We start from the raw sequence: 22,402 nt of genomic DNA on the forward strand, positions 1-22,402 counted from the left end.
CGAGCCCACCGGTGTGCCGATGTCCTGGCCCGGCGGCCAGCCGGCCGCCGCGGGCCAGGCCGACCCCGCCTGGAACGACGTGCGCCACTGGATGCGCCCAGGCACGCTGCAGTTGCAGAGCCTGCCCCCGCTGTCGCTCTACATCCACCTGCCCTGGTGCCTGAAGAAGTGCCCTTATTGCGATTTCAACTCGCACGAATGGACCGCCACCGCCGCGCCCGGTGAAGCCCTGCCCGAAGCTGCGTACCTCGAGGCCCTGCGCGCCGATCTCGCGGCCTCGCTGCCGCTGATCTGGGGCCGCACGGTGCACAGCGTGTTCATCGGCGGCGGCACCCCCAGCCTGTTCTCGCCCGCCGCCATCGACCGCCTGTTGGGCGACGTGCGAGCGATGCTGCGGCTGGAGGCCGACGCGGAGATCACGCTGGAGGCCAACCCCGGCACCTTCGAGAAAGACCGCTTCCGCGCCTTCCGCGACGCGGGCGTGACGCGCCTGTCGATCGGCGTGCAGAGTTTCAACGACGCCCACCTCAAGGCGCTGGGCCGGGTGCACGACCGCGATCAGGCCCTGGCCGCGGTGGAAGAGGCCGCGCAGGCCTTCGACACCTTCAACCTCGACCTCATGTACGCGCTGCCAGGGCAGACGCTGGCCGATTGCGAGGCCGACGTGCGCACCGCGCTGTCGTTCGCGCCGCCGCACATCTCGATCTACCACCTCACGCTCGAACCCAACACCTACTTCGCCAAGTACCCGCCCGCGCTGCCGCCGGAGGACGAGGCCTGGGACATGCTGGACCGCATCACCGAGCTCACCGACGAAGCGGGCATGCAGCGCTACGAGGTCTCGGCCTATGCGCGCGAGGGGCACCAGTGCTGGCACAACCTCAACTACTGGCAGTTCGGCGACTACCTGGGCATCGGCGCCGGCGCGCACAGCAAGCTCAGCTTTGCGCACCGTGTGGCACGGCCGGTGCGTGTGCGCGAGCCGCGCCTGTACATGGAGCGCGCGCTGGCGGGCAACGCCGTGGTGAGCGCCGACGAAGTCTCGCGCAAGGCCTTGCCCTTCGAGTTCATGCTCAACGCCTTGCGGCTCAAGAACGGGTTCACGCTGCTGCAGTTCATGGAGCGCACGGGCCTGCCGCTCTCCAGCATCGCGCCGGCCCTGGCGCAGGCAGAGCAGAAGGGGCTGATCGCGCGCGATGCCACCCGGGTGTGGCCGACCGAACGCGGCTTCGATTTCCTGAGCGACCTGCAGGAACTGTTCCTGGCGGACTGAACCGCCGGGCGCGGCGCTCAGGCGCTGGCCGCGGTGGTCTGCAGGCTGAAGCCCACGCGCGTGGTGCCGCCGCTGGATTCGGCCGCCGGAAAACCGTCGTGCATGCGCGCGATGGCCGCCACGATGGACAGGCCCAGACCATGGTGCGGTTTTTCCATCTCGCAGCGCGCGGCGTCGGCGCGGAAGAAGCGGTCGAAGAGGCGCGGCAGGTGCGAGGCTTCGATCGACGGCCCGGTGTTTTCCACCCACAGGCGCGCGCCACTTTCAGACTCGGGCGCGATGCGCACGCACAGCGCGGAGCCCTGGTCGGCGTAGCGGATCGCATTGCCCAGCAGGTTGGAGATCGCGCGCTTGATCAAAGGCGCATCCACCGACAGGTGGGCATCGCCCTCGATGGTCACGCGCAGCCCACGCTCGTCCATGGGGGCTTCGTGGAACTCCACCACCTGCTGCACCAGCTCGGCCAGGCTCACCGGCGCGCTGCGCCGTGCCTTCACGCCCCGATCGGCCTGGGCGAGGAACAGCATGTCGTTGACGATGGCCGCCATGCGCTGAAGTTCTTCCAGGTTGGAGTGCAGCGTTTCCTCCAGCTCGGCCACGCTGCGCTCGCGGCTGAGGGCCACCTCGGTCTGGCCTATCAGGTTGGCCAGGGGGGTGCGCAACTCGTGCGCTACGTCGGCGTTGAAGCCCTCGAGCTGCACATAGGTGCGCTCCACGCGGTGCATCAGCCCGTTGAACTGGTCGATCACCGGTTGCAGTTCTTCGGCCGGTTCGGCCAGCGAGATGCGCTGGCCCAGGCGCCGCGCGTCGATGGCCTTGGTCTGGGCGGCCAGGTCGAGCAGGGGGCGCAGGCTGCAGCGCACGCGCCAGAAGGTGCCCCAGCCGACCAGGGCGCCCCCGGCCAGCACGGCACCGACCAGCAACAGGGCCATGCGGCGGGCGGTCTTCGCGTCCTGCGAACAATCCAGCACCACCTTGCCCTGCAGCAGGCCGCCGGTCGCCGTCGGCACCACGAAATCCATGCCTCTGGCGGTGGGCTGGTTCACGTCGAAGGTGGGCGCCACGTCGCGGTAGAACTCGCTGCCGTCGGCGCGGTTCATCTGCACGAAGGTGCCGGGCCGGCGCTCGGCCAGCCAGGCCATTTTGGCCTTGACCTCGGCCTCGCCCCCTTTGGCATAGGCCTCGCGCGACACGTCCACCAGCACCGCGCTGGTGTTGCGCAGTTCTTCCTCGTGCTTGGCGATGAAGAGCATGGAGGTGGCGCCATAGATGAAGGCCAGCAGCACGCCCAGGCCGATCACCGTCTGCACGGCCAGCAGCAGCGAGAGGCGCCGGCCGATGGAATAGGTGCAGGGCGCCTCGGCGGGCTTGTCGCCACCCAGGGCCGGGGCTGCGTCCAGCGCGGTCGTCGAGGTGTTCATGTGCGTTCCTCCAGCACGTAGCCCATGCCGCGCACGTTGTGCAGCAGCTTGGGTTTGAAGGGGTCGTCCATCTTGGAGCGCAGGCGGCGCACCGCCACTTCCACCACGTTGGTGTCGGAGTCGAAATTCATGTCCCACACCTGCTCGGCGATGGTGGTGCGCGAGAGGATCTGCCCCTTGCGGCGCGCCAGCAGCGCCAGCAGCGAGAACTCCTTGGCCGTGAGGTCCAGCCGCTGGCCGGCGCGCCAGGCCTTGCGGCTGATCAGGTCCATCTCCAGGTCGCACACCGCCATTCGGGTGTTGGCGGCCTCGGCAACGGCGGCGGGGCCCCGGCGCAGCAGCGCCGCCACGCGGGCCAGCAGTTCGGAAAAGGCGAAGGGCTTGACGAGGTAGTCGTCCGCGCCGGCCTGCAGGCCTTGCACCCGGTCTTCCACGCGGTCGCGCGCGGTGAGCATCAACACCGGGGTGTTGCGTTTCTCGCGCAGCGCCGCGAGCACGCCGAAACCATCGATGCCGGGCAGCATGATGTCCAGCACCAGCAACTGGTAGTCGCCTTCGAGCGCGAGGTAGCGGCCCTCGATGCCGTCTCGGGCGACGTCCACGGTGTAACCGGCCTCGGAGAGACCCCGCTTGACGTAGTCCGCCAGCTTGGATTCGTCTTCAATGACCAGCACGCGCATGGGAGTGGGGCTCAGTGACCGGGTGGAGGGGCAACAAGGCGGCAAAAGGCCTTGCACGACACCGAATTGTCACGGAATTGCCCGTTTTGCTGCATTACGAATTCGTCATTCTCGCGTTCTGAAAATGACAGACCCGGTTTTTACAGTCTCTCCTGTGCCGAAACCAAGGCGGCACAAACCTCCATCCAAACCTCCATCCATCCATCCAACCTACCGTTCAAGGAAGCATCATGAAACTCTCGACCCGTGTCCTCATCCCCCTCATGCTGACGGCTGTTGCCGGCGCCGCCATGGCCCAGAGCGCGCCGCTGACCCGCGCTGAAGTGCAAGCCCAAGCCATCGCCGCCCGCGATGCCGGCCAACTGCCCGACACCGACATCGTCAAATTCGAAGTCGCCACGGGCTCCAGCCTGAGCCGCAATGAAGTTCGTGCCCAAGCCATCGCCGCCCGCGATGCCGGCCGCCTGGCCGACACCGACATCGTGAAGTTCGAGGTGCCCGCCGGTTTCGAGAAGACCCGCGCCCAAGTGGTGGCCGAGCTGAAAGAAGCCCAGCGCCTGGGCCTGGTGAATGAGAATGACGCCGCGTACCCCGTGATCGCCACCGCGCAACAGGCCGAGCAAGTGCGCCAGGCCGGTCTGCGCGCCGTCGCCGGCACCACCGTCAGCCTGGGCCAGTGAAGGCAGCCCGAGTGGCGAGGTGATCCGGCTGCCCCCAACTGACCTGCCGGAGCACCTTGCCAGGGTTGTCTTTCACCATGCAACAGGAGTGATGCCGATGCGAACCGCGTTGTCCGCACCAGAAACAGCAACGGGCCCCATGGGCCCGTTGCTGTTTCTGAGTTTGGCAATGCACCTGGGTGCGGCTGATGGTGGCCAGCGATGTGGCCTTCCCCGCCCGCTGCCCGCCGGGCAACTTGCGCGGGACAGGCCGGTCACGGTATTCCATGTCGCGAGCGTGGGGGTCTGATGGGCTGGGTGAACGTCAAACTGCCAGCCGTTCCATCAATGCAGATTTGTCGGCGTAGGAGTTTTTCCCCTCGAGCACGACGGTTCCGCGCTCCAACACGTAGAAGCGCTGAACGAGGGCGACCGCGCGGTGGACGTTTTGCTCGACCAGCACGATGGGCGTTCCCTCCCTGGCCAGATCGCCAATGAGGGTGAACAGCTCATCGACAATCATGGGCGCCAGTCCTTCGGTGGGTTCGTCGATGAGCAGCAGCTTGGGTTCTCCGACCAGCACCCGCGCGATGGCCAGCATTTGCTGTTCGCCACCCGACAGGGTGGTGCCCATCTGACGTCTGCGCTCAGCCAGCCGGGGAAAGCGCTGGTAGATGTCCTCCATGCGGCGGCGAGACTCTGGCCGACCGCGTGAGGGACATTGCATCTGACCAAGGCGCAGGTTCTCCTCTACGGTGAGACCGGGAAAGATGCGTCGATCTTCGGGTACAAGTCCAATGCCTCGGCGGCAGATCTGGTCGGCACTGACCCCATTGAGGGGTTTGTTTTCAAACAGCACCTGACCTTCCGAGGGCGACACCCATCCGGCGATGGTCTTGATGACCGTGGTCTTGCCCACGCCATTTCGACCGAACAGCCCCACCACCTCTCCCCTGCCCACCTTCAAGTCGATGCCCTGCAATACGTGGCTCAAACCGTAGTGGGTGTGGACGCCTTTGAGCTCCAGCATCAGTGTTTCTCCCCGAAGTAGGCGGTTTGCACCGCCGGGTTGGCGCGCACTTCGGCCGGCGTGCCCTCGGCGAGTTTCTGTCCCTGGTGCATGACCACCACGTGGTCCGACAACTGCATCACCAGATCGACGTCGTGCTCCACCAGAAGGATGGACAGACCATGGTCGCGCGACAAGCCGCGGATCAAGGCTTCCGTTTCGCGCGTGTCGCTGTGGCTCATGCCTTGCGTCGGCTCATCAAGCAGAAGCATTCGAGGTCGGGACGCCAGCGACACCGCTATCTCCAGCCGCCGTTGCTCGCCATGAGAGAGGTAGCCGGCGAGCTCCTCCGCCTTTGCCCGCAGATCGAACTGCCCGAGCAGTTCGTCCACGCGCTGCGATGCCGTGGTGCTGCAGGCGAGTGGTCTGAAGAGACCGCGACCGCCTTCCAGGAACTGTGCGGCCAGACGCAAGTTCTCTCGAACCGAGAGTTCGAAGAAAAGATGGGTGATCTGAAAAGAGCGAGACAGGCCGCTGCCCAGCAACTGGTGCGGCGGCTGGCCCGTGACGTCCCGACCGTCGAAACGGACCGAGCCGGCCGTGGGTCGAATGGCGCCACTGATCAGGTTGAACAGGCTGCTCTTTCCTGCCCCGTTGGGACCGATGACGGCAGTGATGCGGCCCGTTTGAGCCTCGAAGCTCACGTTTTGGACCGCCTTGAGCGCACCGAACTGAATGCTGAGTCCTTGAACGGAAAGAATGGCGCTCATTTTCGACCCTCCTGGCGCGAACTGCGGGCATCGAGCCATCGCTGCAACGCGGGCGTCGCGTAGCCAATCAGTCCGCGCGGCATGACGATGACCACCAACACAAAAAGCACGCCGATGACGATGTGGTGGTGCGTGGTGAACGAGCCAACAACCGAACGCAGCCCGGTGAGAATGGCCGAGCCATACAACGGACCGATCAGCGTCCCCGTTCCGCCCACGATGACGTTGATGACTGCGTTGCCAGACACCTGAAAGAACATCAGCTCGGGGGAGACGAAGCCGCGCAGCATGGGATAGAGCGCACCACTGCCACCGGCAATGCAGGCTGCCGCCACGAACGCCCCCAGCTTGTAGCGCCACGGGTCCACCCCCAGGAAGGGGACGCGACTCTCGTTCGTTCGAATGGCGTCCAACCGCCGCCCCGCCGGTGTGTCCATCAGGTAGCGCAGGCCGAGGTAAACGGCACCGATGAAGGCCAACACCACCAGGAAGAACCCCGCAGGGGCAGACGAGTCGAAGCCAGCCGCGATGGTGGCGGACGGCACGCCGATGAGGCCGTCGGAGGCCCCCAGTTCTCGGGTGTTGTAGACGACCTTCGAGATCACTTGCGCCAGGCCGAAGCTGATGAGCGCGAAGTACACACCTTTTGCACGGATGGCAATCAGGCCACCGATGAGGCCTGCCATTGCGCTGAACGCCAGGGCCCCGCCCAATGCAAGCCAGAACGACCCACCCCCGTTCATCAGAACGAGGGAAGACACGTACGCGCCAAGACCAAAGAACAGTGCCTGGCCCAAAGGCAGCAGCCCGACCCGGCCCAGCAGAAGATCGACCGAAAGCGCAAGCCCACCGAAAATCAGGGCCTCGGTGGCCAGGCGCAGGTAGAACACATCGCCCAGCGCCAAGGCTGCTGCTGCGAACAGCAGGGCGCCTGCGAAGAACAGGCCGGTGAGCCAGGTGGCTGCAGACCGGCGCCGCTTGACGCTCCTCGTCAAGCCAAGCGCTTCAGCGCCCGGCGGCAGCGTGGAAGAGGATGAAGGTGTGCTCATGTCATGCGCTCCCCAGTTTCCCGAACAATCCTTGCGGACGCCACATCAGCACCAACACCATGATCCCGAACAGCAGCGGATCGCTCCAGACCGGCGATATATAGAGGCTGGAGATCGACTGCACCTGCGTGAGCAACAAACCCGCCAGCAGTGCGCCTTTGATGGAGCCCATGCCACCGATGATGACCACGCTGAATGCGATGAGCACGAAGTCGCGTCCCATGGTGGGGAACACCGAATAGATGGGCGCCAGCAACACGCCTGCGATACCGGCGAGTGCCACCCCGAAGGCGAAGGTGGCCGCATACACGCGATGCACCGGAACGCCGAGCGAGGCGCTCATATGGCGGTCAAATGCAGCAGCTCGGACAATGGCGCCCAACGAAGTGCGGAACACCAGCAGCCAGACCGCGGCGATCAGTGCGCCACCGAACAGCATCACGAAAAGACGGTAGTTCGGGAAGAACAGACCGACCATTTCAGTGGCACCGCTGATGGGTGCCTCCAGGCGCAGCGGGTTGGCACCGAAGACGATCTTGAGAGCGTCTTCCAGCACCACGGCCACGCCAAAGGTGAGGAGCAAAGTCAGCGTGTGTCTGTCCTTGCTGTGGAAGACCCGCTGTATGAGGCCGCGCTCTGTGGCGTAGCCCATCACCGCCATCAACAGCGGTGTCAGGACCAGCGCCCACCAGAACGAGACGCCCAGGCCGAGAAGTGCGACGGCGAGGTAGGCGCCGATGGCGTAGAACTCGCCGTGCGCCATGTTGATGACGTCCAGAAGACCGAAGATGATGGTCAGGCCCAGGGCCATCAACACCACGGCCACGCCGATGGACAGGCCGTTGATCATCTGGGGAGCCAGCACGAACTGCAGCCAGTCCAAAGCGTTGCTCATGGTGTGTTTCTTCCCGACGTGTTCAGAAACGGGTGCAGACGTCAGCGCCGATGGCAGCGTCGGCCTTGACCTGACCGACCAGCTCGAACTTGCCGCCGTTCACGCGCATGGCGTACATGTCCTGCATGGCCTGGTGGTCGCCCGCCCTCATGGTCTTGGTGCCTTGAGGGGTGGCCCACTGAAGACCGCGCATGGCATTGCGAACCTTGTCCGTTTCGGTGCTGCCCGCCTTCTCGACGGCGGCCTTGTAGAAGAAGAGCACGCCGTAGCTGTCTGCGCCATAGAGGTCGGGTGCCGACTTGTTGGCCGCCTCGAAGTCGGCCACGAATTTTCGGTTCTCGGGGCTGTCGATGCTCGTGGCGTAGCCCACGCCGGTCACGAAACCGTCAGCGGTCTTGCCGATAGCTGGCAGGTTCTGCGAGGTGACGGTGCCCGAGGCGCCCACGACTTGCACGTTGCGGTTGATGCCGAATTCGGCCATCTGTGAGAACAGGCGCACGGTGTCGTTGCCGGCGACAGAGGTGTAGATCACCGCGGGACGCGACGAACGCATCTGGCCGAAGAAAGGCGAGTAATCCTTGTTGTCCAGGGGCGCAAACACTTCACCCACGGATTTCGCGCCCTTGGCTTCGGCGGCGGCTTTGAAGGCCGCCACGGTGCTGCGGCCCATTTCATAGTCCGGGCCCAGGTAGAAGACGTTGGCGTTCGGGCGCGTGTTAGCCATCCAGTCCGCCAGCGCAGCCGATTGCATGCCAGCGCGTGCGTTCACGCGGAAGACGTTCGGCGAACACTTGTCACCGGTGATCGAATCGGCAAACGAGACGGTCGTCGCGATGAGGCGGTTGTTGCGCTCGGCCAGTTGACCCACAGCCAGCGTGGCGCCGCTGTTGACCGTGCCGGTCAGAAAGTCCACTTTGTTGACCTGGAACAGTTTCTCGGCCTTTTGCACGGCAACGGCCGGGTTGGCTTCCTCATCTTCGTAGATGAGTTCAAGCGGGCGGCCGGCCACGCCGCCGGTGGCGTTGATCTGGCGAGCCGCCAGGTCCAGGCCCCATTTCACTTGCTGGCCGATGCCGGCGTAGGTACCCGACAGCGGCGTGACGACGCCGATGCGGATGGGCTGGTTCTGGGCGATGGCGCTGCAGGCCATGCAGGCCAGGGCCATGGTGGCGGCGGTGTTGCGGATGGTCGTGTTCATGTCTGTCTCCTCGTTGGGTGGTGGTTGCGGGGGAATCAGGTGCCGATGAAGCGGGCGCGGCGCTTGTCGTGAAAGGCCTCGACGCCTTCACGGAAGTCGTCGGAGCTGCGCAGGCGCGAGTAGCAGTGGCCTTCGAGTTCGATGGCGATCGACAGCGGCGAGTCCTCGGTGTCGTTGAGCAGCTTCTTGGCGGTGCGTTGCGCCAGTGGCGAGAAGCCACGCAACTCATCGACCAATGCGTCGGTTGTGGCTTCAAGCTCGGCGTCGGGCACGCATTCGGTGGCGACGCCCCAGTCGTAGGCCTGAGGGCCCGTGATGCGCCGACTGCGCATCACGATGTCTTTGGTGCGCGTGATGCCAACCATCTTCTGCAGGCGCGCGGAGCCGCCCGAACCTGGAATCTGGCCGAGCTTCTGTTCCGGCAGCGCGCAGAGCGTGGTCGGGGTAACCAGGCGGAAGTCGCAGGCGAGCGAGAGCTCGAATCCGACACCGAAGCAGTAGCCGCGGGCCGCGGTGACCACCGGTTTGCTGCAGCGCGCGGGAGCCGCCACATTCCAGGCCAGTTTGCTGACGTGCTCTGGCGACGCCTCCAGAAAACCCTTGATGTTGCCGCCACTGGAGAAGTGTTCTCCCTCGGAGCGAAGAACGATCACCCGCACACTTTCATTGGCGTCCAACGCCTCGAAGGTGATGCGCAATTGCTCTCGCTGCGCCATCGAAATGACGTTGAAAGGAGGGCGGCAGAGGATGATGTCCGCCCGCTCGCGCGCGGGGTCGATCTCGACGCGATAGCCGTCGAGATCGGCGCTCAGGGTGAGCGCGGGGTGGTTGAGGTCATGGAGTTGCATGATTGCCTTTGTGAGAAATCCGGAGAGGGGGTGGAAGGAAGTCCGCTTGAGACCCGTTGCCTAAGCAGGAGGAATCACCGGAAGTGGGGGAGGATCTGAATCGAAGTCACCGGCGACCAGCTTGCGGCGCAGTACCTTGCCCACGGGAGACTTGGGGATCTCGCGCACGAAGACGTATTCGCGCGGACGCTTGAAATTCACGAGGTCCGAGGCACGGCAATGCGCGTCCAGGGTTTCGGCGGCCACGGTTCCGCGTGCTTTCACGAAGGCCACCACGCGTTGCCCCCAGCGCTCGTCCTTCAGGCCTGCCACAGCCACCTCGTCCACAGAGGGGTGCAGGGAGAGAACCGACTCGATGTCCACCGGCGAGATGTTCTCGCCACCGCTGATGATCATGTCGTCGACGCGACCGGTGACGAAGAGGTCGCCCTCGGCGTCGACATAGCCCGTGTCGCCCGTGAAGTACCAGCCGTCGCGCAAGCTGCGTGCATTGGCTTCTTCGCGGTTGTGATAGCCCTCGAAGGCTTCGTCGCTGAGCAGGTCGGCCACGATCTGGCCTTCTTCCATCGGCCCTGCAACCTCGCTGGGATGCTTGGCGTCCAGCTTGATCACGCGCAGGCGGGTGTTCATGCCGGCACGGCCGGCAGAGCCGGGCTTGCCCACGGCGTTCTGATTGATGGCGAACGTGTAGATCTCACTGCTGCCGTAGTGATTGACGAACAGTTCAGGCTGGAATGCCTGTTGCAGTTTCAGAAGCAGCGCGTCGTGCATCGGCGCCCCGGCAAAACCGAGCTTGCGAACCGAGTGCGTGTCGGTGCGCTTGAAATCGGGGTGGGCGAGCAGGTCGTGGTACAGCGTTGGAACCAGGTAAAGGTGGCTCACGCGCTCGGCTTCGATCAAACTCAAGGCGGCCGCGGCGTCAAAGCGCGGCATGCAGACGAAGCGGCCATCCACGAGGGCCATCGTGAGCAGAGACCGCACACCCATGGTGTGGTACAGCGGCATCACGCCCAGCGTGCGTTCGCCGTAGGCATACCGGTTCTGGGCGACGTGGGCGAGCGCGGCAACGCGTTCGGCTCGCTGGCGACGCGGCACCCCTTTGGGGGCGCCTGTGGTTCCGGAGGTGTAGAGCATCAGAGAAAGGTCTTCTGCTCGTGCACTTGGCGTGGGCTCGGCCCATTCGGTGAAAGCCTGGTCGAAGCTGGCGTCAACTCCGTCGACTTTGCCGACGGCCAGGCGCGGCACCGTGCGGGCAAGCACCGACTGAGCCACGGCCTCCTGAGACACCGCCTCGTAAATCAGAAGGCGTGCACCGGAGTCATGCAGCGCGTGGTCAATCTCCTCTGGCTTGGCGCGCCAGTTGATGGGGGTCATCACAAGACCTGCGAACTGGCAGGCCCAATGCAAGGTGGCTGCTTCGTTGCGGTTCTGAAGCACGCTCAGAACGTGGTCCCCCTTGCGCAGCCCCATGGCCATCAGGCCTCGCTGAACGCCCCCGATGACCATGGCCCAATCGCCCCACCTGAGGCGAAGTGGGCCGTCGACCAAGGCGGTGCTGCCTGCGGAGCGGTCCACACTCTGCAGAAAGGTTCTTCCGAGATCAAGCACGGGACACCTCGAGCACTGCGTTGACGATGGGGGTGTAGCCTGTGCAGCGGCAGAGGTGGCCGCTCAACATGTCTCTCACGTCGGACTCGTCCGGCTGGTGACCGGCTGCACGTTGCCGCTGCAGCCAGTCGGCGCTGGACATCAAGATGCCCGCGGTGCAGAAGCCGCATTGCAAGGCGTGATGGCGTTTGAATGCGGCCTTGAGCTGAACGAGGCATTCGTCTGCGTTTTCAGTGTCTTCCACCGTGTCCACACAGCGGCCGTCGACCTGAACGGCGAGCGTGAGACAGGAACGGCTGGCCACACCGTCGATGCGAACGGTGCAGGCGCCACAAACCCCGTGCTCACAGCCCACGTGTGTCCCGGTGGCGCCGAGTTCGTGGCGCAAGAAGTCGCTGAGCAGGGTGCGCGGCTGCGCTCGGCCCTTGCGTTCTCGACCGTTGAGGGTGAGTTGCACTGCGTGCAGCACATCTCGCTCAAGAAGGGGGGTGCTCATGCTGGTCTCCTGGCTTGCTGAATGGCCTGCAGCGCCAATCGACGCAGCAGGTGTCGACGTGTCGACGCGGGGGTGTGAGGGTCGTCGCGGACGTCGAGGGACCAGGCAAGTTCGTTCAACGCCTGGTCCAGAGACTGTCCTTCCAGAGGAGGGAGCACCGCTGCGTGTGGCCGATCACCCAGGCCTCCAACGGCGACCCGAAGTTCTTTGGCATCCACCACGACGGCGACGGCGCACAGGGCGAAGTCCCCGTGGCGGCGCGAGTGCTCGGCGAATCCGAACCCCTGTCCTGCCTGCGGCCGCGGGAAGCTGATCGCCTCGATCAGTTCGTTGTTTTTGCGTGCGGTGCTCAGAAGTCCCGTGAAGAATTCGGCCGCCGCGACGTCGCGCCGCGCACGGGCGCTGCGAAGATGCACCGTGCCCTTCAGCGCCAGCAGGCACAGGGGAAGCTCGGCCGAGGGGTCGGCGTGAGCGACCGATCCGCAGACCGTCCCTCGGTTGCGGATCTGGACATGCGAGATGTGCGGAAACGCCAGCTTCAGAAGCGGAGGCACGTGGGGGTGGGCCTGCAACTGCGCCTGCGTGACCGCCGCTCCCACGCGAACGACTTTGGGCCCATGTTCGATGGCTCCAAGGGAGGTGCTGCGCGAGATGTCGATCAGCAGCGACGGCTGTGCGAGTCGCATGTTGAGGATGGCCATCAGCGATTGGCCTCCCGCGAGGATGCGAGCCCCTTCGCCGAATCGCTCCAGGAGCTCCGCGGCCGCTTCTGCGCTGTCGGCGCGAACGTAGTCGAATGCGGGTGGCTTCATGCCTGGACTCCCAGACGCTGCAGCAGCCGACGCCACCAGGAGCTGGGTGCCGTGTCAGCCCCTGACGCCTGGCGGCCCAGCGACTCGAACAACTGACCCACGATCACCCTGGCAGCGCTCTCCAGCATGCGACTGCCCACCATGGCCACCTTGCCGCCGACTTGTGCGCGGTAGTCGTAGTGGAGCCTGGTGCCGGTGGGGGTGGTTTCAAGGCGCACCAGGCCATCGCCGGCGCCGGTGCCCAGGCTGGAACTGCCGCTGCCTGACAATCGCAGACCGTGAGGGGCCTGGATGTCGGACAGCCTGATCCGCGCTTCGTAGCGGGCTTTGATGAGGCCAATGCCCACGGTGACATCGGCGCGGTATTGGTGCTCACCATCGGTCTTCAGTTCGTGGCAACCCGGGATGATGCGGGCCAATGCAACCGGATCCATGAGGACGGCGAACACGCGCTCCGCAGGGGCGGCAATCTCCACGCTCCCTTGCGCGGAAAGCGACAGCCCATCGCCCGCGGATGCGGCCGCAGAACCCGGCGCGGCAGGATGGGAGGAGGCGGGGTCGGGTGTCTGCAGGTGGTCGAGGACGCGCCCGGGTGTGAGCGGGAGGCGGACGTCTTGCACGTCTCTCAAGGGGCGAAAGGCGTCGCTGAAGGCGTTGGCAATGCACGGCGGTGTGCTCATGTTGTTGCCTTCCCCCAACCCTTTGGCTCCCAGCGGCGTGAACGGACTGGGGGTCTCCAGGTGAATGATGGTGGGGTCTGGCGTCTCGCAAGCCGTCGGCATCAGGTAGTCGGCCAGTGTCCCGCTTTGGAAGCTGCCATCGGCGCCGTAGCGAAACTCCTCCAGCAATGCCGCCCCCAGGCCTTGGGTGAAGGCGCCGCGGATCTGGCCATCGGCCAGTGCCGGGTTGAGGATTCGCCCGGCATCGTGAGCGGTGATGTAGCGGTCCACGCGCACGGCACCGGTGTCCGGGTCAATCTCAAGTCCACAGACGTCAAAGACGAATCCGTAGGCCGCGGACGTGTTGACCCGGTCCTGGGGATCCGGCGCGCGCAGCGTCTCGGGAGACCAGAATGCGGTCTCGCGAAGCCCCAATGGTTCGTCTTCGGGCAGCAGCGCAGGCGCCCAATGCGGGCTGGCGGCGAGACGGGTGAAGGGCTGGGTCTGAGCCGGTTGCCGACGGTTGAGGATGTGGCCGCCTTCGAAGGCGATGTCCGTGCTGGAGCAACCCCAGTTGGCGGCGGCGATGCGGGCCAGCTTGTCGCGCATGCGCTGCGCGGCAAGGTGCACGGTGCCAGCGACCGCGCCCGCGAATCGGCTGCTGTAGTTTCCGGCGGCCACACTCCAGGCGTCCTTGGCGGTGTCGAACTCGACGTTGACCACGACCTGTGACGGGTGGAGCCCCAGGACGTCGGCCACCACCTGGGCGCACACCGTCATGTGGCCTTGGCCAGCGGGCGCCGAGGCGATGGTGACGTTGACACCGCCCAGCAGATCCACAGAGACGGTCGCGCTGGCGATGGCGCCATTCTTGGGCCCGGCTTTGGCCCGCTGGTCGGCCGTGAGAACGGTGCTGATGTAGCCCATGTTGGACACGGACGGCTCGACGACAGCCGCCACGCCGATCCCGTACAGGCGCCCCGCAGCCCGGGCAGATGCCTGTCGCTCGACGAGTCCCTGTGCCCGCGCCTCGTCCATCGCCATCTTCGTCAGGCGAGCGTAGTCGCCTGAGTCGAGCACCGCCCCGGCGGCGGCGGTGTAGGGAAACGCATCGGCGGGAACGTAGTTGCGCAGCCGAAGTTCAACGGGGTCGATGGCGAGTTCCACCGCGATGCGGTCCATCAAGCGCTCCAACGCGAAGAACACCTGAGGTCCACCGAAGCCTCTAACCAGACCCGTGGGCGTCTTGTTGGTCACGACGACGCGGTTTCGAACCGCGAGATGGTCAATCGCGTAGGGCCCGGTGAGTGCGCCGTGCATGCGATAGAAGGTGGCCGGCTCGGGGGCGCGGAGGTACGCGCCCACCTCGTCGGTCTGGTCGTAGCGAAGGGCCAGCACGCGGCCTTGCGGGCTGACGGCGGCCTCGATGTGCGTCAGGCGGGCGGTGGCGGAGGTGGCCGCGCTCAGGTGCTCAAGCCGGTCCTCCACCCACTTCACCGGCGCGCCCGCCTTGCGTGAGGCCAGGCACATCATGACGACGTAGGGAAAAACAGCTTGCTTCACGCCGAAGCTGCCACCGGAGTCCCTGGGGACGCGATGGCGCAACTTGTTGCCCGGGACCTTCAATGCCATGGCCATCACGGCATGAAGCGAGAACGGCCCCATGAAGTTGGAGAGCACGTCATAGCCTTCATCGCCGGGCAGGTGCGCTGCGATCACGACGCCACACTCCATGGGTGAGCAGCTGCTGCGCGGGTAGTGCACGGTGGTGCGCACCGTGCGAGCGGCCGGGTCGTTGAAGGCGGATTCCGGGTCGCCGTAGCGAAACGCCCTTTCCGAGACGATGTTCGTGCCCACCGCTTCGTGCAACACGGCAGATGCCGGCGCCAGCGCCTTTTCGATGTCCACCACGACGGGGAGTGGCTCGTACGCCACGCGCACCAGATCAAGTGCGTCTTCGGCGATGTAGCGATCCTCGGCGACCACGACCGCCACGGGCTCGCCGACATGGCGGACGCGGTCGACGGCAACGACCCAGTGCTGCATGGGCTGCTTGACCCCCACCACGAAGGGTTGAGCCCATGCTTTGACGTCTTCACCCGTCAGAACAGCCCGCACGCCAGGCAACAGGAGTGCCTTCTCGGTGTCGATGCCGAGGATGCGGGCGTGTGGGTGGGGCGAGCGCAGAACGGCGGCTTCGAGCGTGCCGGGGCGTGTGCCCAGGTCGTCGGCAAACGAGCCTCGGCCGTTGAGCAGGGCGTCGTCTTCCAGGCGCTCCATGCGCTGGCCAACCCACGCCTGTCGGGCGTCCCCCGTCCGTGAAGGATCTGCGTGCAATCTTGTCTCCTGCGCCGTCTGGCTGCTGTTTCATGTGATGCAGCGCCAGTGTCAGGAGAGAAGGTGGTTCGGTGTTACCGAACGAATCTGATCATTGATCTCAAGGTCGGGAAACTATCCCAGAAGTCTGATGACTTTCTGTTCGACGCTAGATTTCTTCGACACGCGGGTTCGACGGGGGCTCGAAGAGGTTCACTTTGCGGCGGTAGTCGCTGGGGGTGATGCCCAGGTGGGATCGAAAGAACCGGGAGAAGTGGCTGGGCGCGGAGAAGCCCAGATCGTGGGAGACGTCGCCCACGGCGTCTTGCGTCTGAGTCAGCCGTTGAACGGCTTCTTCAAAGCGAAGCACGTTGGCGTAGACAAGAGGCGTGACCTGCGTGTCGCGCTGAAAGAGGGTGAAGAAATGGGCTCTCGACAGGCCTGTGGCGGCCGCGAGCTTGTCCACGTCGAACTCGTGGGCGATATCCTGCCGCATGAGCGCAATCGCCTGACGGATGCGCGGGTCGATGGCCACCGGGGGTTTGCTTCGAAGAAGGCTCGAGAGGTCGCGCCAGCCTGTGTAGCTTTCAACCACCGAGATGACGAGATTGAAAAGCAGGTTCTCGAGTCGGCCGGGCGAGACTTCATCGTCCCACCAGAGTTCGAGGACAAACTCCTCTGCCATCTTGCGGGTCACGGGGCTCAGGCGGACGCAGCGCTGGGGGAAAAACCGGGGATGGGCCGACAGCGCGAGAGAGCGCTGAAGCTCAGCCAGCCAGCCGGGCTCGATGTAGAGCGCCAGGATCATGGTGCGCGAGTCAGGGGGGGCGTCGTGCTCGTAGGCATGGGGCTCCCAGGCATTCACGAGCACGGCCAGGTCGTCGGTGATCGGTGCCCGTTCACCCCTCACGACAAATGCGCTGTCTGCTCCACCGGCCTTGATGAGAATGTGGCAATGGTGATGGGCATGGGCCACCAGGGGTGCGTCCATGTCAAGCAGGGCCACACGTCCGAATCGGCCCTGGAAAATCTTGATGGCGGAAGACAATTTCACACTCCTGTGGGCCAGACGATACCGAGAGTTTGATTCGTTGAATAGTGAGGGAAAGCGATCGGGAAGAGCCCCTGGCCGAAGAGGGGTCGGCCTTGGGCACGCGGTGGCGGCTGTCGATCGCGCTGGCTGAAGGGGGCCGCCGCTTCAACGGGTGCTGGTTTCAGGCATCGCGCCAGGCCCGGGCGCGGTCAGCCAGAAAAAACATGGCCCTGGCGAGCAGGGCAATGTCTGTCCATTCAGAAAATCCCAGTCATCCTGACTGGCGGAAGCGGTGAGATTCGAACTCACGAACGGTTGCCCGTTGCCGGTTTTCAAGACCGGTGCAATCGACCACTCTGCCACGCTTCCCGGATCTGCCGGTTTTGATTTTGTCGACCTGTCTCGCTCCCTGGCGCCCCAGGCCGGCGGTTTTCAGGTCGGCTGAAACCGCTCGACCACGCCTGCGCAAGCGAGAGCAAGGCGGGATTTTAGCCTGCCCGCCGCCTCAGGCCGGCACGGGCTCCCGGGCTTCGCTGCGCAGCATGCCCCGGGTTTCGATGAATCGCACCACCTCGTCCACGCCCGCCAGGGTCTTGAGGTTGGTCATCACCCAGGGGCGGCGCGCGGCATCGGGGCGCATGCGCGCGGTGTCCGCCTTCATCACCTCCAGGTCGGCGCCCACGTGGGGCGCCAGGTCGGTCTTGTTGATGACGAAGAGGTCGCTCTTGGTGATGCCGGGGCCGCCCTTGCGCGGGATCTTCTCGCCTGCGGCGACGTCGATCACGTAGATCGTGAGGTCGCTGAGTTCGGGGCTGAAGGTGGCGGCCAGGTTGTCGCCGCCGCTTTCGATGAACACCACGTCGGCGTTCGGAAACTGGTCCAGCATGCGGTCGATGGCTTCGAGGTTGATCGAGGCGTCTTCGCGGATCGCGGTGTGCGGGCAGCCCCCGGTCTCCACGCCCATGATGCGTTCGGCCGGCAGCGCGCCGCTCACGGTGAGCAGGCGCTGGTCTTCCTTGGTGTAGATGTCGTTGGTGATGGCCACGAGGTCGTAGCGCTCCCGCATGGCCTTGCAGAGCATTTCCAGCAGCGTGGTCTTGCCCGAGCCGACCGGGCCACCAATGCCCACGCGCAAGGGGGGCAGGGTCTTGGTGCGGCGGGGGATGTGGTGCAGGGCGGTGGTCATGGCTGTCTCTTGTGGTGGGGGCGCTCAGGAGCGGAAAAGGCGAGAGTATTGCGTTTCGTGGCGCGCGGAAAGAATCGCGAGCATGGGGCTGAAGGCCTGCCGGGCGTCGTCGCTCAGGGCCATGGCGTGGTCCACCGCATCGGGGATCTGCTGCGCCAGCCGCGCGAGCATGCGCTGGCCCGAGCTCTGGCCGAGCGGCACCGATTTGATGGCGGCCTGCACGAGGTTCTCGGCCCAGCCGAAGGCATAGCCCACCAGGCTGTCGCGCACGCTGGCCTGCGCGCTCGCGGCGGCACAGGCGCAGGCCACCGGGTAGGTGGGCGGGTTCAGGTCGGCGGCCTGCAACTGCTCGAACACGCCCGCGCCCAGCTCGCCGAGCTGTCGCGCCCACTCGAGCAGCGAGCGCCCCATCTGCTCGGTCTGCAGGCGGAACTCCAGCGTTTCGCGGGTCTGCAGCACCCAGTGATTCAGCTCGCGCACGCGGGGCAGGTCGTGGTGGCGCCAGGCAGGGATGGCCTGGGCCGCCACCGCGAGGTCGCTGCGCGCCAGGCCCAGGTGCAGCTGGTCGGTGAGCCAGGCGGCCGCGCTGGCTTCGTCGTGCACCAGGCCCGCGTCCACGGCGGCCTCCAGGCCCTCGGAATAGGAGAAGCCGCCCACGGGCAGCGCGGGCGAGGCCAGCCACAGGATCTGCAGCAGGCTGGCGGCAGAGCGCTCGGGCACCGAGTGGCCCGCGTCAGCCGTGGTCATGTCCGTGGTGGTGATCGTGGCCGTGGCTGTGGTGGTGGCCGTGCCCGTGCGCATGGTTGGCGTGGCCCGCGCCCTGGGCGCCATAGGCACCGCCCTCGGGCTCGAAGGGCTCGCGGACCTCCACCACGGTGAGGTGCATGGCGCGCAGCATGTCGGCCAGCACGTGGTCGGGTTCGATCTTGAGGTGGTCGGGCCGCAGCTCGATCGGCACGTGCCGGTTGCCGAGGTGGTAGGCCGCGCGCATCAGATCGAAAGCCTGGTCTTGCGCGGGGTGGTCGGGGCAGGCGGTGATGCGCAGCACCGGCTGCGGCGCGGCAACCACGCGCAGCAGCGAACCGTCCTGCGTGAGCAGCACGTCGCCGCCGCGCACCACGGTGCCGCGCGGCAGGAACACCCCCACATGCCGCTCGTCGGTCGTCGTGGCGTCGAAACGGCTTTTCTGGCGGATGTCCCAGTCCAGCACCAGCTGTGCCGCGCGCTGCACCAGCGGCCTGGCGAGGCCCTGGCCTTGGGGGATGAGCTTGGAGACTTGCAGCATCGCGGCGCTCAGAACAGGAAATAGCGCTGCGCCATCGGCAGGCGCGTGGCGGGTTCGCAGGTGAGCAGCACGCCGTCGGCGCGCACCGCGTAAGTCTGCGGGTCGATCTCCATCTTCGGCAGCAGGGCGTTGTGCACCATGTGGGCCTTGGTCACGCCCCGCACGCCCTGCACGGCCGACAAGGTCTTCTGCAGGCCGTAGCGTTCGCCCACGCCGGCCTTGAGGCCGGCCTGCGAGACGAAGGTCAGGCTGCTCTTCGCGGTGGCACCACCGAAGCTGCCGAACATGGGCCGGTAGTGCACCGGCTGCGGCGTGGGGATGGATGCGTTGGGGTCGCCCATGGCGGCCAGCGCGATGCTGCCGCCCTTGAGCACCAGCGCCGGCTTCACGCCGAAGAAGGCGGGCTTCCACACCACCAGGTCGGCCCACTTGCCCACTTCCAGCGAGCCGACGATGTGCGAAATGCCGTGCGCGATGGCCGGGTTGATCGTGTACTTGGCGATGTAGCGCTTGACGCGGAAGTTGTCGTGGCGCGAGCTGTCCTCGGGCAGGGTGCCGCGCTGGCTCTTCATCTTGTCGGCCGTCTGCCAGGTGCGGATGATGACCTCGCCCACGCGGCCCATGGCCTGGCTGTCGCTGCTCATCATGCTGATGGCGCCCAGGTCGTGCAGGATGTCCTCGGCCGCGATGGTCTCGCGGCGGATGCGGCTCTCGGCGAAGGCCAGGTCTTCGGCGATGCCCGCGTCCAGGTGGTGGCAGACCATGAGCATGTCCACGTGCTCGTCCAGCGTGTTGACGGTGTAGGGCATGGTCGGGTTGGTGGACGAGGGCAGGAAGTTGGCCTCGCCGACCACGCGCAGGATGTCGGGCGCGTGGCCGCCACCGGCGCCCTCGGTGTGGAAGGCGCAGAGGCTGCGGCCCTTGGTGGCCGCGATGGTGTTCTCCACGAAGCCCGATTCGTTGAGCGTGTCGCTGTGGATGGCGACCTGCACGTCGGCCTCTTCGGCCACGCCCAGGCAGGTGTCGATGGCCGCGGGGGTGGTGCCCCAGTCCTCGTGCAGCTTCAGGCCGATCACGCCCGCGTCCACCTGCTCGTGCAGCGCGGCGGGCAGGCTGGCGTTGCCCTTGCCCAGGAAGCCCAGGTTCATCGGCAGGCCGTCGGCGGCCTGGAGCATGCGCTCGATGTGCCAGGGGCCGGGCGTGCTGGTGGTGGCCAGGGTGCCCGTGGCCGGGCCGGTGCCGCCGCCGAGCATGGTGGTCACGCCCGAGGTCAGTGCCTCGTCCACCTGCTGCGGGCAGATGAAGTGGATGTGGCTGTCGATGCCGCCGGCCGTGACGATGTGGCCTTCGCAGCTGATGACCTCGGTACCCGGGCCGATCACGATGTCCACGCCGGGCTGGGTGTCGGGGTTGCCGGATTTCCCGATGGCGACGATGCGCCCGCCTTTCAGACCGATGTCGGCCTTGACGATGCCCCAGTGGTCGATGATCACCGCGTTGGTCATCACCGTGTCCACGGCGCCTTCGGCGCGCGTGCGCTGGCTTTGCGCCATGCCGTCGCGGATGGTCTTGCCGCCGCCGAATTTCACTTCTTCACCATAGCCGCCGGCGGCCAGGGTGTGGTCCTTCTCGATCTCGATCACCAGGCCGGTGTCGGCCAGGCGCAGGCGGTCGCCGACGGTGGGGCCGAACATGTTGGCATAGGCGCTGCGGGGGATGCTTGCCATGGGCTGTCTTTCAGAGGGCGCTTTGGGTCAGGCCACGAAAGCCGTACACGATGCGGTCGCCCGCGTAGTCCACCAGCTCGACGGTGCGCTGCTGGCCGGGCTCGAACCGCACGGCGGTGCCACTGGCGATGTTCAGCCGCATGCCGCGCGCGGCGGCCCGGTCGAAGTCGAGCGCGCCGTTGGTTTCGGCGAAGTGGTAGTGCGAGCCGACCTGGATCGGGCGGTCGGCGCCGTTCTTCACCACCAGGGTGATCGTGCGCCGGCCGGGGTTGAGCGGGTGGTCGCCCGCGTCGGTGAAGAGTTCGCCGGGGACCATGGCTTCAGCCCGCCAGCAGGGACCAGCCCATGTTCAGGCCCATCAGCGCCACCAGGCCGCCGGCCACGCGCGGCAGCCAGTGGTTGGCGCGCTTCAGGCCCAGGCCCATGCCGATGCCCACCGCGTGCAGCACGGCCGTGCCCAGCACCATGCCGGCCAGGGCCGCGCCATCGGCCAGCTCCTGCCCGTGCGCCGCGCCGTGGAACAGCGCAAAGGTCCCCACCAGCACCGCGCCCGCCGCCTCGGGCAGCTTCACCTGCGCGGCCAGCAGCAGGCCCACCACCAGCATGGAGGCCGCGATCATGGGCTCGATGGCTGGGAAGGCCACGCCCGCCTGCGCCATCAGCGCGCCGGCCAGCAGCAGGGTCGCGAACGACAGCGGCGCGAGCCACAGGCGCTTCGTGGTCATGGCGCTCCACACCCCCACGGCCAGCATGGCCGCAAGGTGGTCCAGCCCGGTGATGGGGTGCAGGAAGCCGGTGAGCAGACCACCGTGGTCGTGCGCATCGCCCACATGCGCGAAGGCGGAGAACGACAGGGCGGCGAGCGAAAGCGTGAGCAGGTGTTTGAGCTTCATGTTCATTTCTTTGAAAAGTGTCCGGTGTGAAGTGCCTTGTCCTGGAGTGCCGCGGAACCGGCTTTGCCGGGCCGCAGGCGCCGCCCCCTTGAGGGGGACGCGCGCAGCGCGGCGGGGGTGTTTCATGTGATCGGCTGATGCACCGTGACGAGTTTCGTGCCGTCCGGGAAAGTGGCTTCCACCTGGATGTCCGGGATCATCTCGGCGATGCCGTCCATCACGTCGGCGCGGGTGAGCACGCTGCGGCCTTCGCTCATCAGCTGCGCCACGGTCTTGCCGTCGCGCGCGCCCTCCATCACGGCCGCGCTGATCAGCGCCACCGACTCGGGGTAGTTGAGCTTGAGGCCGCGCGCCTTGCGCCGCTCGGCCAGCAAGGCGGCGGTGAAGATCAGCAGCTTGTCTTTCTCTCGGGGCGTGAGTTCCATGGTGGTGCGCGATCGTCAAGGGAGCCTGAGCATACAAGTTGCCCTGGAATCAGCAATTCCCGTGCCCCAGGCCTGGCGTGGCATGAAAGCTGCGAAATCCCGGTGTGAACCCCGCCGTACCCCCACCGTCCTGCCCGCCCGCCAGCGCCCCGCTGCCGGC

The 22,402-nt window shown here is 66.2% G+C and carries 22 protein-coding genes and 1 tRNA gene; 2 read left to right on the forward strand and 21 right to left on the reverse strand.

Features of this window, described 5'->3' with window-relative positions; genetic code table 11:
• The first annotated feature begins 19 nt into the window (after window positions 1-19).
• Complete coding sequence (hemW, locus tag ACODTB_RS17535; RefSeq protein WP_291114044.1) at window positions 20-1,273, forward strand: radical SAM family heme chaperone HemW; 1,254 nt, start codon at window positions 20-22, stop codon at window positions 1,271-1,273.
• 17 nt (window positions 1,274-1,290) lie between these two features.
• Here hemW and ACODTB_RS17540 read toward each other — a convergent pair whose 3' ends face one another.
• Both ACODTB_RS17540 and ACODTB_RS17545 read right to left on the reverse strand, forming a co-directional pair.
• Window positions 1,291-2,694, reverse strand: a complete 1,404-nt coding sequence (locus ACODTB_RS17540) for a heavy metal sensor histidine kinase (protein ID WP_291113940.1) — start codon at window positions 2,692-2,694, stop codon at window positions 1,291-1,293.
• Window positions 2,691-3,374 carry a heavy metal response regulator transcription factor gene (locus tag ACODTB_RS17545; RefSeq protein WP_291113937.1) on the reverse strand — a complete coding sequence of 228 codons (684 nt, stop codon included), beginning with the start codon at window positions 3,372-3,374 and terminating at the stop codon, window positions 2,691-2,693. The genes ACODTB_RS17540 and ACODTB_RS17545 overlap by 4 nt, the downstream gene beginning before the upstream one ends.
• 230 nt (window positions 3,375-3,604) lie before the next feature.
• Here ACODTB_RS17545 and ACODTB_RS17550 point away from each other — a divergent pair, with 230 nt between their 5' ends.
• On the forward strand, window positions 3,605-4,054 hold the full coding sequence (locus ACODTB_RS17550) for a DUF4148 domain-containing protein (protein ID WP_291113934.1): 450 nt from the start codon (window positions 3,605-3,607) through the stop codon (window positions 4,052-4,054).
• A gap of 304 nt (window positions 4,055-4,358) precedes the next feature.
• On the opposite strand, the gene ACODTB_RS17555 is transcribed toward ACODTB_RS17550, so the two are convergent.
• The 19 genes from ACODTB_RS17555 to ACODTB_RS17645 form a co-directional block, all read right to left on the reverse strand.
• Entirely contained in the window at window positions 4,359-5,066 is a 708-nt protein-coding gene (locus tag ACODTB_RS17555; protein WP_291114041.1) for an ABC transporter ATP-binding protein, read from the reverse strand.
• Complete coding sequence (locus tag ACODTB_RS17560) at window positions 5,063-5,812, reverse strand: ABC transporter ATP-binding protein (protein ID WP_291113931.1); 750 nt, start codon at window positions 5,810-5,812, stop codon at window positions 5,063-5,065. The genes ACODTB_RS17555 and ACODTB_RS17560 overlap by 4 nt, the downstream gene beginning before the upstream one ends.
• The gene (locus ACODTB_RS17565) at window positions 5,809-6,861 is read right to left on the reverse strand and encodes a branched-chain amino acid ABC transporter permease (protein WP_291113928.1); all 1,053 of its coding nucleotides are present in this window, start codon (window positions 6,859-6,861) and stop codon (window positions 5,809-5,811) included. Before ACODTB_RS17565 ends, ACODTB_RS17560 begins: the two co-directional genes overlap by 4 nt.
• Before the next feature lies 1 nt (window position 6,862).
• Entirely contained in the window at window positions 6,863-7,756 is an 894-nt protein-coding gene (locus tag ACODTB_RS17570; protein WP_488929583.1) for a branched-chain amino acid ABC transporter permease, read from the reverse strand.
• A gap of 22 nt (window positions 7,757-7,778) precedes the next feature.
• Window positions 7,779-8,954, reverse strand: a complete 1,176-nt coding sequence (locus ACODTB_RS17575) for an ABC transporter substrate-binding protein (RefSeq protein WP_291113922.1) — start codon at window positions 8,952-8,954, stop codon at window positions 7,779-7,781.
• 35 nt (window positions 8,955-8,989) lie between these two features.
• Window positions 8,990-9,802 (reverse strand): enoyl-CoA hydratase/isomerase family protein, encoded by an 813-nt coding sequence (locus ACODTB_RS17580; RefSeq protein WP_488929584.1) that lies wholly within the window; start codon window positions 9,800-9,802, stop codon window positions 8,990-8,992.
• Window positions 9,803-9,862: 60 nt separating this feature from the next.
• Window positions 9,863-11,410, reverse strand: coding sequence for an AMP-binding protein (locus ACODTB_RS17585; RefSeq protein ID WP_291113916.1), 1,548 nt, complete (start codon window positions 11,408-11,410; stop codon window positions 9,863-9,865).
• Complete coding sequence (locus ACODTB_RS17590) at window positions 11,403-11,906, reverse strand: (2Fe-2S)-binding protein (protein WP_291113914.1); 504 nt, start codon at window positions 11,904-11,906, stop codon at window positions 11,403-11,405. Before ACODTB_RS17590 ends, ACODTB_RS17585 begins: the two co-directional genes overlap by 8 nt.
• Window positions 11,903-12,718 carry an FAD binding domain-containing protein gene (locus ACODTB_RS17595; protein WP_291113911.1) on the reverse strand — a complete coding sequence of 272 codons (816 nt, stop codon included), beginning with the start codon at window positions 12,716-12,718 and terminating at the stop codon, window positions 11,903-11,905. The genes ACODTB_RS17590 and ACODTB_RS17595 overlap by 4 nt, the downstream gene beginning before the upstream one ends.
• Complete coding sequence (locus tag ACODTB_RS17600; RefSeq protein WP_291113908.1) at window positions 12,715-15,657, reverse strand: xanthine dehydrogenase family protein molybdopterin-binding subunit; 2,943 nt, start codon at window positions 15,655-15,657, stop codon at window positions 12,715-12,717. Before ACODTB_RS17600 ends, ACODTB_RS17595 begins: the two co-directional genes overlap by 4 nt.
• A gap of 205 nt (window positions 15,658-15,862) precedes the next feature.
• A complete protein-coding gene (locus tag ACODTB_RS17605; RefSeq protein WP_488929585.1) occupies window positions 15,863-16,741 on the reverse strand; it encodes a helix-turn-helix domain-containing protein in 879 nt (292 codons plus the stop codon).
• A 266-nt stretch (window positions 16,742-17,007) separates the two neighbouring features.
• Window positions 17,008-17,095, reverse strand: a tRNA-Ser gene (locus ACODTB_RS17610).
• 136 nt (window positions 17,096-17,231) lie between these two features.
• Complete coding sequence (gene ureG / locus ACODTB_RS17615) at window positions 17,232-17,912, reverse strand: urease accessory protein UreG (RefSeq protein WP_488929586.1); 681 nt, start codon at window positions 17,910-17,912, stop codon at window positions 17,232-17,234.
• A 24-nt stretch (window positions 17,913-17,936) separates the two neighbouring features.
• Window positions 17,937-18,659, reverse strand: a complete 723-nt coding sequence (locus tag ACODTB_RS17620; RefSeq protein ID WP_291114039.1) for an urease accessory protein UreF — start codon at window positions 18,657-18,659, stop codon at window positions 17,937-17,939.
• Window positions 18,646-19,197 (reverse strand): urease accessory protein UreE, encoded by a 552-nt coding sequence (gene ureE / locus ACODTB_RS17625; protein WP_291113898.1) that lies wholly within the window; start codon window positions 19,195-19,197, stop codon window positions 18,646-18,648. Before ureE ends, ACODTB_RS17620 begins: the two co-directional genes overlap by 14 nt.
• A gap of 8 nt (window positions 19,198-19,205) precedes the next feature.
• A complete protein-coding gene (gene ureC, locus ACODTB_RS17630; protein WP_291113895.1) occupies window positions 19,206-20,924 on the reverse strand; it encodes an urease subunit alpha in 1,719 nt (572 codons plus the stop codon).
• Between the two features lie 10 nt (window positions 20,925-20,934).
• Entirely contained in the window at window positions 20,935-21,240 is a 306-nt protein-coding gene (locus ACODTB_RS17635; protein ID WP_291113892.1) for an urease subunit beta, read from the reverse strand.
• A 4-nt stretch (window positions 21,241-21,244) separates the two neighbouring features.
• Window positions 21,245-21,823, reverse strand: a complete 579-nt coding sequence (locus tag ACODTB_RS17640; RefSeq protein ID WP_488929587.1) for a HupE/UreJ family protein — start codon at window positions 21,821-21,823, stop codon at window positions 21,245-21,247.
• Window positions 21,824-21,939: 116 nt separating this feature from the next.
• Window positions 21,940-22,242: an urease subunit gamma gene (locus ACODTB_RS17645; RefSeq protein ID WP_291113887.1), complete on the reverse strand. Its 303-nt coding sequence runs from the start codon at window positions 22,240-22,242 to the stop codon at window positions 21,940-21,942.
• Between the last annotated feature and the right edge of the window lie 160 nt (window positions 22,243-22,402).

Source organism: Hydrogenophaga sp. FG152 (assembly GCF_057809615.1).

What these genes read in the sequence shown, in the direction of transcription:
- hemW (WP_291114044.1), top strand. Translation starts at nt 20, where the DNA reads ATGTCCTGGCCCGGCGGCCAGCCGGCCGCCGCGGGCCAGGCCGACCCC.
- ACODTB_RS17540 (WP_291113940.1), bottom strand. Translation starts at nt 2,694, where the DNA reads ATGAACACCTCGACGACCGCGCTGGACGCAGCCCCGGCCCTGGGTGGC.
- ACODTB_RS17545 (WP_291113937.1), bottom strand. Translation starts at nt 3,374, where the DNA reads ATGCGCGTGCTGGTCATTGAAGACGAATCCAAGCTGGCGGACTACGTC.
- ACODTB_RS17550 (WP_291113934.1), top strand. Translation starts at nt 3,605, where the DNA reads ATGAAACTCTCGACCCGTGTCCTCATCCCCCTCATGCTGACGGCTGTT.
- ACODTB_RS17560 (WP_291113931.1), bottom strand. Translation starts at nt 5,812, where the DNA reads ATGAGCGCCATTCTTTCCGTTCAAGGACTCAGCATTCAGTTCGGTGCG.
- ACODTB_RS17565 (WP_291113928.1), bottom strand. Translation starts at nt 6,861, where the DNA reads ATGAGCACACCTTCATCCTCTTCCACGCTGCCGCCGGGCGCTGAAGCG.
- ACODTB_RS17570 (WP_488929583.1), bottom strand. Translation starts at nt 7,756, where the DNA reads ATGAGCAACGCTTTGGACTGGCTGCAGTTCGTGCTGGCTCCCCAGATG.
- ACODTB_RS17575 (WP_291113922.1), bottom strand. Translation starts at nt 8,954, where the DNA reads ATGAACACGACCATCCGCAACACCGCCGCCACCATGGCCCTGGCCTGC.
- ACODTB_RS17580 (WP_488929584.1), bottom strand. Translation starts at nt 9,802, where the DNA reads ATGCAACTCCATGACCTCAACCACCCCGCGCTCACCCTGAGCGCCGAT.
- ACODTB_RS17590 (WP_291113914.1), bottom strand. Translation starts at nt 11,906, where the DNA reads ATGAGCACCCCCCTTCTTGAGCGAGATGTGCTGCACGCAGTGCAACTC.
- ACODTB_RS17595 (WP_291113911.1), bottom strand. Translation starts at nt 12,718, where the DNA reads ATGAAGCCACCCGCATTCGACTACGTTCGCGCCGACAGCGCAGAAGCG.
- ACODTB_RS17600 (WP_291113908.1), bottom strand. Translation starts at nt 15,657, where the DNA reads ATGGAGCGCCTGGAAGACGACGCCCTGCTCAACGGCCGAGGCTCGTTT.
- ureG (WP_488929586.1), bottom strand. Translation starts at nt 17,912, where the DNA reads ATGACCACCGCCCTGCACCACATCCCCCGCCGCACCAAGACCCTGCCC.
- ACODTB_RS17620 (WP_291114039.1), bottom strand. Translation starts at nt 18,659, where the DNA reads ATGACCACGGCTGACGCGGGCCACTCGGTGCCCGAGCGCTCTGCCGCC.
- ureE (WP_291113898.1), bottom strand. Translation starts at nt 19,197, where the DNA reads ATGCTGCAAGTCTCCAAGCTCATCCCCCAAGGCCAGGGCCTCGCCAGG.
- ureC (WP_291113895.1), bottom strand. Translation starts at nt 20,924, where the DNA reads ATGGCAAGCATCCCCCGCAGCGCCTATGCCAACATGTTCGGCCCCACC.
- ACODTB_RS17635 (WP_291113892.1), bottom strand. Translation starts at nt 21,240, where the DNA reads ATGGTCCCCGGCGAACTCTTCACCGACGCGGGCGACCACCCGCTCAAC.
- ACODTB_RS17640 (WP_488929587.1), bottom strand. Translation starts at nt 21,823, where the DNA reads ATGAACATGAAGCTCAAACACCTGCTCACGCTTTCGCTCGCCGCCCTG.
- ACODTB_RS17645 (WP_291113887.1), bottom strand. Translation starts at nt 22,242, where the DNA reads ATGGAACTCACGCCCCGAGAGAAAGACAAGCTGCTGATCTTCACCGCC.